This window comes from Arthrobacter sp. TmtSoilC48, from assembly GCF_059739425.1.
In genome coordinates this window covers 3,819,794-3,833,109 of the sequence record NZ_AP046049.1, presented here as the reverse complement: position 1 = coordinate 3,833,109, position 13,316 = coordinate 3,819,794, and the positions used below count along the sequence as shown (strand labels likewise).

Sequence of the window (13,316 nt, the reverse complement as noted above, 5' to 3'; positions counted from 1 at the left end):
GGATTTCCTGACCAGATTCCCTAGGATGAGACCATGACTGACACCTGGCTGATAGTTGGCCTTGGCAACCCCGGCAGCGAGTACAGCAACAACCGGCACAACGTGGGCCAGATGGTGCTTGACGAGCTGGCGTCGCGGATGGGCGGCAAGTTCAAGACCCACAAGGCCAGGGCGCAGGTGGTGGAGGGCCGGCTGGGGATTGGCGGGCCCCGCGTAGTGCTGGCCAAGCCGATGACTTATATGAACGTTTCCGGAGGTCCTGTGGCGGGCTTGAGCAATTTCTTCGACATTGCGCCTGACCACGTGATTGCCGTCCACGATGAGATCGACATCCCCTTCAACACGGTCAAGCTCAAGATAGGTGGCGGCGAGGGTGGTCATAACGGCCTCCGCGATATCTCCAAGGCGCTGGCAACAAAGGACTATCTGCGCGTGCGGGTGGGCGTGGGCCGACCTCCGGGACGTATGGATACCGCGGACTTTGTCCTCCGGGATTTTGCAGCGCCCGAGAAGAAGGAATTGCCATTTCTGCTGGACGAGGCGGCCGACGCGGTGGAACTTCTGGTCAGTGAGGGGCTCCTTGCGGCGCAGCAGAAGCATCATGCGGCAAGAACTTGAGCAAATCTTGAGGAAAGCCTGAGGAAAGCCTGATGATACGAGGCGCCCTTAGCCCTACAAACTGTCGGCGCCCGGAGGTAGTGTGCATGGTACGCAGGTAAGCGGTGGGGGACTGTCGCGGATGTTGTAGCGAAGGATGCGAATGTCGGCGGAGTTGCTAAACAAAGGCGGTGGAGGCGCAGCGAGGGCTGCGGCTCCGGACCTTGTGGGCGGTCCATCCGATCGGCAAACATGGTCATTGTTGGCCCGGAGCCAGGATCTGTCCCGGGCAACCAAGCATCTGGAGTCCCCGGAATCGTACGGTGTGGTGCTCACGGGCGAACGGGGAATCGGCAAGTCAGGCCTTGCCCGGGCAGTAGTTTCCTCGCTGGGCCCCAAAATTCACAGCCTGCAATTGCGCAACACGGTCGCCAATGGCCAGACTCCCTACGGGTGCCTCGGATTCCTCCTGGCGAGGCTGCCGTCCGAGGCCGTCAGTTCGCCCACGGGCATTCTGCACGCGATTACCTCCCTGATCCGTAAAGAAGCCGCGGGCCGCGAGACTGTCTTCATCGTGGACAATGCCGGCGGTATGGATCCCATGAGTACGGGCGTGCTGCTGAATCTGATGGCCACTGGAACGGCCAAGGTGATCGCCACTGTTCAACGCTCCAGTGATCTCCCCGCTGATTTTCATCGGCTGGTCCTTGAAGAGCAACTGGGCGAAGTCCATCTGAACACGCTGAGCGAAGAACAGACCAAGCAGGTTCTCGGCTCGGTGCTGGGCCACTACGTTTCTTCGACCCTGGTTGGCTCACTCCACTCCGCTGTCGGCGGGAACCCGATGCTGCTGCACGCGCTCCTGGACGAGCAACGCCATTCCGGCAACCTCGTTCTCAACGATTCCGTGTGGACGCTCAGGGACCGGATCAAGCTTGAAGGCGCCACAGTTGTGGAGGACTTTGTCCGTTCCAGGTTGGCGCGCGAACCGCAGGCCAACCGGACCGTCGTCGAGGTTCTGGCCTGCGCGCAGCGCGCCACCCTGGTGGATCTTGCAGCGATCTTTGGCACGGAAGTGCTTGTGGAGATGGAGGAATCCGGGCTCCTGAGCGTTGACCGCAGCGGCGAGCACTGGGTGTCCCTTCGGGATGCCTATGTGGGTGAGGTTGTTCGGGGCTGGCTGAGTACGCGGCGTCGTCGCGAGCTGAGGTTGATGCTTCTTGGACCCAAGGAGCCGGAGCTGGCTGGGTTGGCTCCACAGGATTTGTTGAGCTATGCCGCGTGGATGCATGCCTGTGAGGATGAGCCGTCACCGTCGCCCGCGCACGCCCTGGCAGCAGGCCGGGCGGCCCTGGACGATTACGACCCCAACTTTGCCATCCAATGCACACTCTCCCTGGATCCGAAGGACCCCGAATGGGTGCCGGGGCAGCGCCTGAAGTCAGCTGCCTACCTCATGCTGGACCTGCCCCTGCACGCGGCCCAGGCTTTGGATGAGGTTTCCGAGGCACACATTGCGGCTTTGGACCCAATGGAGTTTGCAGAAGTAACAGCGGCCAAGTGCCAGGCCATGACATGGATTGACGGCCGCTCGGCTATGGTGCCCGGAGTGATCGCGGCGGCAAATGAAACCTTGGACTCCATCGTTTCGAATCCGGAGAAATACACGCCGGAGATGATCACGCGGGCCCGGAACCGGCTCCTGCTTTGCAACTACGAATACCAGACGTACATGGGCGAATACACAGCTGTGGCCGAGGACCTGGAAGAGGAACTGGCCAAGGACCCGGCCGTGGACCGGGAACACTGGCTCAAGTCCGCCTTTTGCCTCATTGAAGCCCGTTGCGTGATGGGCCGGGAACTGGAAGCGCAGCAAATGGCACGCACCGTGTCCCGGCAGCTGGGAAACAATGACAGGCCGGCGCAGTTGGAGGAGTCTTTCGCGCGGCAGGCTTTCGGAGTGCTGCTGCTGTCCGGACAATGGCGGAAATGCATCGAGCTCATGCGCCGGACGCCCTCCACGCCTTCCCGCCTGCAGTACCGGGGTGCGATCACCGAACTGGGCGTAGGCCTCGCCTACGCTTACGCAGGGAAACCCGCCAGCGCGATCGAACCGTTGCGTTCCGCCGCCGCGCAGCTGGAGCTCCGCCCCGCCATGAACATGGTCAAGGTTGCCTACGCAGCTACCGCCTTTGCCTATGCCCAGTTGGGGAATTCACTCGAAGCCGGACGCTACCTTGACCTGTACCGCACCTGCCGGGGTGTTGGAACATATTTCTCCGAATCCGTCGCCGAGTTCTGCGCTGAAATGGCAGGGCGATGGATGGGGGACCCGGACGTCAAACAGCGGCTGCTTGCCCGGGTCCATCAGGACATCGCCAAGAGGCGCTTTACAACAGCGGGCATCTGCCTTTTCGGCGCCACTGTGGAGGGCACGGACGCCGAGTACAAGCTGCTGGAAGAAGTTGCCACTAACCGTCAAGGCCCCTTGGCACAGATCGCCCGCGACCTCGCTCGCGGATCCCTGAACAAGAGTTCCCGTTCCCTTCTGGCGGCCGCCGATGCCGCAGCTGCACTGGATTTGTTGGTGGTCGAAGCCAGGTGCGTTGCCATGGCCTTGGACTTTGCCCGTAATGCAGGTGAAACCACGGCTGCCCGGACCGCGCAGCTTAGGCTTGAGCGTCTGGAACAATCAGTCGCGGCGTTACCGATCCAACCACGAAGTGACGCACCGGTATTGACCGAGCGTGAACGGCAAATTGCCAAACTGGCCGGAAAGGGTGTCAGCAATCGTGAAATCGCTATGGATATTGGGGTGTCTGTGCGGACCGTTGAGGGACACCTGTACCAAGTGTTTACCAAGCTCGGCGTTTCATCCCGAGGCGAGCTCAATGGTCTCCTGTGAGTTGAGGAGCGTAGTTTCCGTCAACCGGGTGCGTGCCCATGCAGGCTGAGTACCTTGTTGGCAGGGACGCGGAGTTGGACCTCGCGACCGAAATATTGAGGCAGGAGGGCGCGGGCGCTGTCCTGCTCCTTGCCGATCCCGGCATCGGCAAGACGGCCATGGCCGCCGAGATCGCTGCCCGCCTGGCCGGCGAAATGGTAGTGATGCGGATCCATGGAAGTCCGGCACTGTCCGCTGTTCCTTTCGGTGTCCTGGCGCCCTACCTCCTGGACCTGCCTGTGGAGCAGGCCACCTCGCCGGTGGCGATTCTTCGCGAGTTTTGGTCCCAGTTCGAGAAAAGACGCGGAAGCGAAGGCGCACGGCTCCTTCTGGTTGTAGACGACGCCCATGACCTCGATGAGGCCAGCACACAGATTCTGGCCGAACTGGTGACGGCTGGCTGGGCGAGGCTAGTAGCGACCAGCAGGCCGCGGCCAGGACTTCCTCCTGCCCTGCTCCAGCTCTGGTACGACGGCCTGGCAGAGCGCTTCGAACTCCACCCCCTGGAAAAGGAAGAAGTGGCCGAGCTGGCCGGGAAAACCTTGGGCGGGTCGGTCATGGCAAGCACCACTGATGTTTTGCATGCTGTTTCGGAGGGCAACCCCCTGTTGCTCCGTTGCCTCCTGGAAGACTCAAAAGCTGACGGAAACATGGTGCGTCGAAATGGTGTCTGGTTCCTCACCAGGGCCCTCTCCGGCACCGGCGAGGGCCTCTCTGAAGTGGTTCGGAACAAAGTCCTGCGAACCAGCGAGGCTGAACGGGAAGCGATGTACATCATCGCCTTGTCCGAACCCGTCCCCGCCGCCGTACTCGACGCGCTCGTGGGCAGGGATACGTTGCGGTCGCTGATGGACAACAGGCTCGTGATTTCCAGTAACGGCGCTGGTAGTCCGCTGAAAATGTGGCACCCGATGTATGGTGAGGCGCTTCGCCACATTGTTTCGCCCGCGCGTAGCCTCCAGATCCGCCAGCGTATGGTTCAGCACCTGCCCGCGGAACCATCAACGGCAGAGGGTCTGCTCCGAATGGTGAGTTGGGCGCTGGATTGTGGTGCCGACGTCGACGACGAACAGCTGCTGCGGGCGGCCTTCCTCGCCGCGAAACTCCTTCAGAATCCGCTCGCGCTGGAGGCCGCTGCCAAGGTTCGCTCCGAAGCGCTGCGCCCCCGAGCCCGTGCCGTGATGGCAATGGTCAAATACAACGACGGCGACTACCGCAGTGCCGTGGAGCTGCTCGAGGAAGATGCCGGGTTCCTGGACGCCGATCCGTCCGGGCCCCTGGGCGCCGGACTGCTGTGGGGAGCTGCAAGGTCCGCGATGGGGGACAGCTCCGGTGACATCCTGGCTGACGTCCACTCTGCCGCCGACGCACTGGTGGCGGGCCGCAACGCGCAGGACCCTGTGGTCGAACAGATCCGACGACACGCGGCGGCTCTGGAATTGGCGGCGCTGGCCCATGACGGCCGCTATGGAGAGCTTCGTGAGGGACTTGCCACGTTCCAGGCCGGTCTTGCCGCGGACGAGCCCGATTTCGTCATGAACCAGCTTTTCCTGTTGGCAATGCAGTGCGAGCTCCTGATGGTGGAGGGCCAGGCGGTGCAGGCATTGGAGATGGGCAGGGAAGCTCTGGTGTTGCTGGATGAACACCACGACGACCTCCTGTACTTCACGGACTTCATCCTGGTCCGCTATGCCTTGGCTGCGCTGGAGTCGGGGGATTGGGCGGCCGCCGAGACGGCCCTGAACCGCTACGCCGCCAGCTCCGCCATGGGGTTAATAACGTTCGGTGGCGACATCCAGACGCTCAAAGGATTGTCCTTGCTCCGGCAGGGTCGGTTGGAACAAGCCAGCGCTGTGTTAATTCCCGCAGTGGAGGCACTCCGTGTGAAGGACCCGCAGAGGTTGCGCCGCCTGGGCAACGCGCTGGCGTTTTACGTTGCGGCCCGGTCAGGAAACCATGAACTGGCCCAACGCCTCTCCATGGACACGGTGGTGGTCCCGGCTGCCGGTGGCGCCTATGTTGAAGCCCTGGCCGAGATCTTCACCCTGGCCGCCAAGGAGCTTTTGAATAAAGGAACAGGGCTGGAGAAACTGCGGAGCCTCCCTGATTCCACGCATCTGCATCAACTTCCGGGCGTCCTGCTCCAGAACCTGGTCCTCAGGGCAGAGCTGGGGGACGGGCAGGTCATGGAAGCCATCCAGGAAACTGCCTCGTCAATGGCTGGGGCATGGGCAGGCGGCTGGCACATGCTGGCGACCGCCCAAGTGGACGGCGCCGGCGATGCGTTCGTCAACGCCGGCAACCTGCTGGCCGCCGGAGGCATGCCCGGGCCAGCGGCGACAGCTTTCGACAAAGCCGCCGTTGCCTTTGACGCGGAGGGCAAACGGCCCGAGGCGCGGCAGGCGGCCGTGTTGCGTGACGTCAGCGAGGCCAGCCTGGGCGACGCACAGCTCCACGACCCCCACACCGAGGTGGACCGTTCCGTGCCCCTGACCCGGCGCGAGCAGGATATTGTGGCGCTGGCCGTTTCCGGACTCACTGACCGGCAGATCGCGGAGAAACTCATGGTCTCCGTCCGCACGGTGGAGGGCCACTTGTACCGCAGCTATGCCAAGCTGGGCATCCGCCGGCGCGAGGACCTTGGGGCTGCTGTCCGCAATTGATGCACGGCGTTTGAGTAGCTCCGGGGGCCTGTAAACACCACCTGGTTGCCGTATTGCACCAATTATTACCAATCATTGGACTAACCCGCGCCCTTTCCCTGCCCGGACCAAGTAGTGCCCCTCCAAGGGACTGAGTACAACAGAGTATCGGGGCCCGGAAACCGCCCTACTAATCGAGTACCGATTACTGGTGTTCTGATTTCCGGCACACGGTTAACTGATCTTGGAAGGAAGGAAAGCCCCAAGCATCCCCCGAATTCCACATCGAAATACCGCATCGGTGGTCTCTTTGAGCCGATGCTCCGGCCACCGAAAGGCGGTCCGGCCCTGGACGAAGCCGGCGGCGACAGAGTCTTCTGAGACCGAGACTCTCCCCCCAGCCGTCGCCGGCTTCTAGGCCAGGGATCCCGCAAAATCGCGGAAGCCTAAATTCTCCCGGACCAAGGGACTGCTGCTATTGGAGTGTGCATGTTGCCGGACCCCTGGCTGGACGAAGACGCTGTCACAGTCAGGCTGAGGCCGTCAACATTCCCGGACCGGAAGCAGATCCTGGATCTGATCCTCGCGGCAGTACCCTCTCCTTCCACCAACGGCATAGTTGTGATCGGCGACAGCGGATCTGGAAAGAGCCATTTGTTGCTCTCCATCAAAGCAGGACTACCGGACACCATGGATGTCCGCACTTTCGCCGGCAAACCGGAACTCCAGACAACCGTCTATGGTGCGTTGAGCGCCGCAGTGGAGCCCCCAGGCGAACAAACGGCCCTCCCTGGACTTCATGTCCTGCGGGCGCTCACCCAAAGCCTCGGTCCAGCAGAATACCTTTACACGCCCCCGGTTGCCCGGCGTCGAAGTAAGCGCCACCCCGGGCCCCAACGGCCTCCACTGGTCCTCCTCGTGGACGACATCCACTTCGTCGATCCTGCGTCACTGGCGGTTTTGCTGCAGCTGATGCCGGGATTCGGAGCCACCTTGGTAGCTACGGCCGACAGCCGCCGCCCGCTACCGCCGGATCTGTACCAGTTGTGGGAGGAGGGCTTCCTGGAACAGTACGTCCTGGCTCCCTTTACGTTCAGTGAGGCACAGGCTCTGTGCGAGGACGTACTGGGCGGAAAGGTTCAAAGGCGCGCCAGCAGTCTTCTGGCGGCGATGTGCGGATTCAACGTGGGACTCCTTTGCCTGGCGATCCAGGATGCACGCAACGCCCATCTCCTGGTCCAGCGCGACGGATACTGGACCCTCGACGTACGGGCTCATTGCCAATGGCCCGGGGTGGTTGAGCACGTCCGGGCCGATATCTCCCACCATGCTGCAGAGGAACTGAAGGCGTTGGAGGTCATTGCGCTCGCCGAGCCTCTGGCCCTGGATGTTGTTGAACACAGCTTCGGCCAGAAGGCCGTGGAACACCTTCTTGACGCCCACCACATCAGGGTCCTCCCCGGAAGGCCTCCGCTTGTCCGTACGAGTTCATGGCTGCGGGGCGAGGGCATCCGGCTGTCCGTTCCCCGCTCGCGCAGCACGGCGCTCCGGCTTGGCATCGAGGAGCCGGGACTCACAGCGGATTCTGCGCCCGCCATGCTGCGCTGGATGACGTGGACCCTCGATTGCGGGCTGAGCCTCTCCGATGAACTCATCCTGGCCGCAGCGCCTGCCGCTGACAAACCCTCCACCGCTGAGCTGGCTATCAGGGCTTCCATGGGTATCAACGGTCCAGGCCACCGGGATGACGCCAGGATGATCCGGGCCAGGGCGCTCATTGCCGAAGGCCAGCTCAAGGAAGCAGCACCGGAGTTGCGCGAGTTGGTGGGTGGATCGCAGGCGGATGTGCAGGCGGAGGCTGCACGTCGGTTGATGGCACTGGGTCTTTTGGGGGCGGCCTCTCCCATGCCGCCCGACGGCGTGGCTCAGGAGCCGCAGGAACCGTCGGATGCAGCCGCCCGGGTCATGTGGAATGTCCACAAGGCCGAACAGCTCCTGTTGTCCGGGGACGCTCCCCAAGCGTTGGAAAAGTCTTCCGCTGCCCTGGCTGCCATTGATGCCGACCCTGCGCTGGAGATGTTCCGGCCAGGGGTGCTCCTTCGCCACGTTTTCCATCTGCGGCACAACCTGTCATGGAGCAGGCTGGACTCCGTCCTGGATTGCCCGTGGACCTATGCAGTGCCAGCGCACCTGGCATGGTGCCTGGATGTAGCGCGGGGTTATGCGCAGCTCAGCCAAGGCCTGCCCCGGGCCGCATTGCGAACGCTTGAACCCGTTGTGGCTGAACTGCACGACGCCGGCCTGCCGCCGGTTCTGCAGCTGGCAACGGCGATGCTGGCGTACTCCGCGGCGCTGTGCGGTGATTCGGAGCAGGCAATGGCAAGGGTGCGGAAGAGCTTGATGGCAGCGAAGGAAGGGGCCGGCCTAACTGGAAATGGCCTGTTGTCCCAGTTCAGCTCCCTGTTCGTGGCGGCAGCCCAGGACAAGGTTTCGCGCAAGCCCGGCCACTTGTTTGCGGTAGCCGAGGCCTTCCATGACCAGCAAAGTCCTTTGATGGAAGCCGAGGCGTTGACCCTCATGATGCTCAACGCAAGCAGGTCGGCCGTCGAGGACCTTGTGGTGCAGCGCCGCCTTAACGAGCTTGCCGCCTCATTGCGGGGCGCCGGCGCTGCGGCGACGGGAACTTTCGCAACGGCTTTGTTGGGTAATGACCCCAAGGTGCTTGAATCTGCGGGCAAGAGCCTTTCCGGGGACCGGCAGTTCGCGCAAGCGGCCCTGTGTTACGCCCGGGCGGCCAGTGGCTACGAAGCGAGGACCCGCAGCGCGGCGAGCCGCCGCGCCTGGACCTTGATGGAGCGGCTGCATGGGGCTTTCGACAGCGATGTTGCTCCGCCGCTGGGATGGCTGCCTGGTACAGCGGGACATTGAAGTACAGCGGGGAACTGAGATACTGCAGGACGCCGACGTGCTGTACGGCACATCTCCGGGGACGTCGCGCCGTGGGATAATTGAGTGTCCCTGAAGGATTTCCAAGGAGCGCCCCTTGACAGTCGTATCAACTCCCGCCTCGCTGCAGCAGTCCGTGGTTCCTGCCATGGACAATGCGGAGGTGCTGCGGATCCGGAACGACTTCCCCGTCCTGGACCAACTGGTCAACGGCAAGCCGTTGATCTATCTCGATTCCGGGGCCACCTCGCAGAACCCTTTGAGCGTCATAGAGGCCGAGCAGGAGTTCTACGAGCAACGCAATGCCGCGGTTCACCGTGGCGCACACCAACTTGCGGTGAGCGCGACTGAGGTCTTTGAGGACGCCCGCCAAACTGTCGCGGATTTTGTTGGTGCCCAGTATGAGGAAACCGTGTGGACGTCCAACGCTACGGAGGGCCTGAACCTCATCAGCTATGCGTTGTCCAACGCCGCTTTGTGGGCTGCTCAGGGCCGCGGCAGTTCGGCGTTGAAGGATCTGGCCATCGGTCCCGGGGACGAGATCGTGGTCACGGAGATGGAGCACCACGCCAACCTGATCCCCTGGCAGGAGCTCGCTTTCCGCACCGGCGCCACACTGAAGTACATTCCCATCACGGACGAGGGCGTGCTCCGGCTCGATGCCGCGGCAGAAATTGTGGGGGAGCGGACCCGCCTAGTGGCTTTCACGCACGCGTCCAACGTCCTGGGAACAATCAACCCGGTTGCCGAACTGGTGGCTCTCGCCCGACGCGTGGGTGCATTGGTGGTTCTTGATGCTTGCCAGTCGGTGCCTCACATGCCCATTGACGTCAAGGACCTGGATGTCGACTTCGCGGTGTTCTCGGGCCACAAGATGCTGGCTCCCACGGGCGTCGGCGTCCTGTACGGCAAGCAGGAACTCCTGGACGTCCTCCCGCCGTTCCTCACCGGTGGGTCCATGATCACCACGGTCACCATGGAGCGCGCCGAATACCTGCCGGCTCCGCAGCGCTTCGAGGCCGGGACACAGCGCATCTCCCAGGCGGTTGCCCTTGCCACTGCCGTGAACTACTTGTCCGAAACCGGGATCGACCGCATCCATGCCTGGGAGGCCACGCTGGGTCAGCGCCTGGTCAAGGGACTTGAGGGCATCGACGGCATCCGCGTGGTGGGTCCTGCTTCCGGCGCGGAACGCATCGGGCTGGCTGCTTTCGACGTCGCCGGTGTCCATGCCCACGACGTCGGCCAGTTCCTTGACGATCGCGGCATCGCCGTCCGCGTCGGCCACCATTGCGCCCAGCCGCTGCACCGCCGCTTGGGGCTGACCGCTACTACCCGGGCCAGTACGTACCTTTACAACACCACAGACGACGTCGATGCCTTCCTTGACGCCGTGTCTGGCGTCCGGGCCTATTTCCAGGCCTGACCCAGGGCGTCTGCCTTCGGGCGCTCCCCACACACTTCCACGAACGGGTAACCAGCACCATGAGTCTTGACCAGCTGTACCAGCAGATCATCCTGGACCACTCCAAGCAGCGGCACGGTAGCGGGCTCGCGGACACAGAAGCCCCTACGGGCACGTCAACCGGCCAATCCCACCAACTCAACCCGGTCTGCGGGGACGAGGTAACGCTCCGTCTGGCTGTTGCCGATGGAACTGTCAAGCAGATCAGCTGGGATGGTGCGGGCTGTTCCATCTCCATGGCGTCGGCCTCAGTGTTGACCGACCTTGGCGAGGGAATGTCCGTAGAGGAACTGCACGCCGTGATCGACAACTTCCGTGAAGTCCTCCGCTCGCGTGGAAAAGTGCAGGCGGATCCGGAGATTCTGGGAGACGCCGCCGCATTCGAAGGCGTGGCCCGCTACGCCGCCCGGGTCAAATGCGCCATGATTTCGTGGGTTGCCGCGGAGGACGCGCTGAACCAGGCGACGGCCTAACAGCCCGCAGAGCAGTGTGCCGGGCAGCCGCCTCGCAGCCGGCCGCTAGGTGCGGCTGAAGACGTCAGGCACGCCGTCGCCGTCGTCGTCCCGTTGTTCTTCCACCTGAACCAGGCGGTAGCGCCGGTTCCTGGCCCTAAGTACGACGGCGGCCAGCAGCGCCGCGATCAGGGAACCGGCCAGGATGGCCACCTTGGCGTGGTCGTTGTGTGCGGATCCGGTGCCGAAACTTAGCTCGCCGATCAACAGGGAGACGGTGAATCCGATCCCGGCCAGCAAAGCCAGCCCAAAGAGGTCGATCCAGGCAATGCTGGAATCAAGGCTCGCGCGGGTGGTTTTGGTCACCAGGAACGTGGTGCCGAAAACACCAATGGCCTTGCCCAGCACCAACGCCGCAACGATTCCCACGGCCACCGGATCACTGAGCGCCGCCCGCATGCCATCCAACCCGCCCAATGCCACGCCTGCGGAGAAAAAGGCGAAGACGGGTACTGCGAACCCGGCGGAGAAGGGGCGTAGCCGGTGTTCGAAGTGTTCGGCGAGCCCTTCGGCCGGCTCGCCCTTTCTTCCGCTGTTGAAGACCGGAACCGCAAAGCCCAAGAGGACCCCGGCCACTGTGGCGTGGATACCGGACGCATGGACGAGACCCCACATGGCCAGGGCAAGGGGGAGCAGGAAGTACCAACTGCGGATCCGTTTCTGGACCAGGAAGGTGAAGAGCGCCAGCGGTACCAGGGCGGCCAGGAGCATAAGGGGCTGGATGCCCGTGGAGTAGAAGAAGGCGATGATGCCGATGGCGATGAGGTCGTCAACTACTGCGAGGGTCAGTAGGAAGGTCCGCAGGGCTGCGGGAAGGTGCGTGTTGATCACGGCAAGGACGGCCAGGGCAAAAGCGATGTCCGTAGCCGTGGGGATGGCCCAGCCCTTGAGTGTCTCCGAGGCGGAGCCGAGGTTGAAGAGGACGTAGATCAGGGCGGGGACCACCACTCCACCGACGGCCGCAGCCACGGGTACAACAGCGCGGGCAGGTTTGCGGAGTTCCCCGGCGACGAACTCCCGTTTGAGTTCAAGGCCCGCCAGGAAGAAGAACACGGCCAGCAGGCCATCGGAGGCCCAGTGCCCCAGGCTCAGCTGCAGGTGCCAGGGTTCATAGCCTATTTTGAGATCGCGTAATGCGAAGTAACCCTCAGCGGCGGGGGAGTTGGCCCAAATCAACGCAATCACAGTGGCGGCCAGAAGGAGGGCGCCGCCCACGGTCTCTGTTCGGAGGATCGAGAGGATCCGGCGGTACTCGGGGTAGCTGGAGCGGCTGAAAACGGTGGTGGTCAGGGGTTGTTTGGCCACGGAAGCTCCTGTGGGTCGAGTGGTCGAAGGGCGGGCATCGCAAAGACACCGCCGACCAGACTTCCCGGCACACCAAAGCCCAGTCTACCCAACTGGGTCGCAGTAGAGCGCGTTATGAGGGCTCAAAACGCGCACTACTGCGACCTAGTTGGGTGGGACGAGAGTTAGGAAACGAGCCCTGCAACCCCTATGGCCGCCGTCGCGAGTCCCAGCACCATGGAAATGGAGACCAGGACGACGTGGACAGTGAGGAACCTGGTGGCCTTGCCGGCGGCGTCGCGGGCCCGGGGGTCCTTCATGACACGCTTCAGGAACTGCGGCCATACAACCAGGGACCACACTCCGGCAACGATCAGGACCCAGCCCAGAATGGCGGGGAGCTGCATGCTAGTGGCTTTCGAGCCAGGCCTGCGCCTGCTGCGACTGGATGTTCAGGGCCTTGCCAACCATCGGCTCAGCAGCATCGGCGATCTTGCCGCCCAGGAACGGAACCGACGAGGAAACGTTGCCCTCAAGCTCGATCCGGGTGTTCCCGCCTTCAGCCACGAGGCGCTGGACTGCCGTGACGTCGAGCGGAGCGCCGGAGACCTTAAGGGCAATCTTGCTGGCGCGGGAGCCGTCGGCTGCCGGTGCCTCCCACTGCTCGGTCTGCGTGACAGTCAGGCTCTCGCCGACGAACTTGCGGGCGATATCCGGCAGGCGGGTAGTGGGGAGCGTACGAACCGTGGTGGTGCTGAAAGCGCCGGCGGGGTCGCCGTCGATCGTGAACGATTCCAAGGAGCCGCCCACCAGTTCACTCGTGTGGCGCAGGAAGTCTTCGTCGACAAATACGGCCGCAACGCGGTCAACGCTGTGGGGCAGGGTGGTGGATGCACTCAGGGCCATGGGTCCTCCGTGGATATGTT

Annotated in this window: 9 protein-coding genes; 6 read left to right on the top strand and 3 right to left on the bottom strand. The window is 63.2% G+C overall.

Annotated features, from left to right (window positions below; all coding sequences use genetic code 11):
* Positions 1 to 33 precede the first annotated feature (33 nt).
* The 6 genes from pth to sufU all read left to right on the top strand — a co-directional run bounded on the left by pth (position 34) and on the right by sufU (position 11,067).
* Positions 34 to 618, top strand: a complete 585-nt coding sequence (pth, locus tag AC6I97_RS17655; protein WP_497945654.1) for an aminoacyl-tRNA hydrolase — start codon at positions 34 to 36, stop codon at positions 616 to 618.
* Positions 619 to 760: 142 nt separating this feature from the next.
* The gene (locus AC6I97_RS17650; protein WP_497945651.1) at positions 761 to 3,502 is read left to right on the top strand and encodes a helix-turn-helix transcriptional regulator; all 2,742 of its coding nucleotides are present in this window, start codon (positions 761 to 763) and stop codon (positions 3,500 to 3,502) included.
* A gap of 38 nt (positions 3,503 to 3,540) precedes the next feature.
* On the top strand, positions 3,541 to 6,204 hold the full coding sequence (locus AC6I97_RS17645; protein WP_497945647.1) for an AAA family ATPase: 2,664 nt from the start codon (positions 3,541 to 3,543) through the stop codon (positions 6,202 to 6,204).
* Positions 6,205 to 6,672: 468 nt separating this feature from the next.
* The gene (locus AC6I97_RS17640; RefSeq protein ID WP_497945645.1) at positions 6,673 to 9,111 is read left to right on the top strand and encodes an ATP-binding protein; all 2,439 of its coding nucleotides are present in this window, start codon (positions 6,673 to 6,675) and stop codon (positions 9,109 to 9,111) included.
* Positions 9,112 to 9,226: 115 nt separating this feature from the next.
* Entirely contained in the window at positions 9,227 to 10,555 is a 1,329-nt protein-coding gene (locus tag AC6I97_RS17635; protein WP_497945642.1) for a cysteine desulfurase, read from the top strand.
* A gap of 59 nt (positions 10,556 to 10,614) precedes the next feature.
* Positions 10,615 to 11,067 (top strand): Fe-S cluster assembly sulfur transfer protein SufU, encoded by a 453-nt coding sequence (sufU, locus tag AC6I97_RS17630; RefSeq protein WP_223936373.1) that lies wholly within the window; start codon positions 10,615 to 10,617, stop codon positions 11,065 to 11,067.
* Positions 11,068 to 11,112: 45 nt separating this feature from the next.
* Here sufU and nhaA read toward each other — a convergent pair whose 3' ends face one another.
* The 3 genes from nhaA to AC6I97_RS17615 form a co-directional block, all read right to left on the bottom strand.
* A complete protein-coding gene (gene nhaA / locus AC6I97_RS17625; RefSeq protein WP_497945637.1) occupies positions 11,113 to 12,411 on the bottom strand; it encodes a Na+/H+ antiporter NhaA in 1,299 nt (432 codons plus the stop codon).
* 164 nt (positions 12,412 to 12,575) lie between these two features.
* The gene (locus tag AC6I97_RS17620; RefSeq protein ID WP_224166858.1) at positions 12,576 to 12,797 is read right to left on the bottom strand and encodes an SCO4848 family membrane protein; all 222 of its coding nucleotides are present in this window, start codon (positions 12,795 to 12,797) and stop codon (positions 12,576 to 12,578) included.
* Position 12,798: 1 nt separating this feature from the next.
* Positions 12,799 to 13,296, bottom strand: coding sequence for a DUF2505 domain-containing protein (locus AC6I97_RS17615; protein ID WP_224091751.1), 498 nt, complete (start codon positions 13,294 to 13,296; stop codon positions 12,799 to 12,801).
* Positions 13,297 to 13,316: the final 20 nt, after the last annotated feature.

Coding starts and splice junctions, on each gene's coding strand:
- pth (WP_497945654.1), top strand. CDS start 34: ATGACTGACACCTGGCTGATAGTTGGCCTTGGCAACCCCGGCAGCGAG.
- AC6I97_RS17650 (WP_497945651.1), top strand. CDS start 761: ATGTCGGCGGAGTTGCTAAACAAAGGCGGTGGAGGCGCAGCGAGGGCT.
- AC6I97_RS17645 (WP_497945647.1), top strand. CDS start 3,541: ATGCAGGCTGAGTACCTTGTTGGCAGGGACGCGGAGTTGGACCTCGCG.
- AC6I97_RS17640 (WP_497945645.1), top strand. CDS start 6,673: ATGTTGCCGGACCCCTGGCTGGACGAAGACGCTGTCACAGTCAGGCTG.
- sufU (WP_223936373.1), top strand. CDS start 10,615: ATGAGTCTTGACCAGCTGTACCAGCAGATCATCCTGGACCACTCCAAG.
- AC6I97_RS17620 (WP_224166858.1), bottom strand. CDS start 12,797: ATGCAGCTCCCCGCCATTCTGGGCTGGGTCCTGATCGTTGCCGGAGTG.
- AC6I97_RS17615 (WP_224091751.1), bottom strand. CDS start 13,296: ATGGCCCTGAGTGCATCCACCACCCTGCCCCACAGCGTTGACCGCGTT.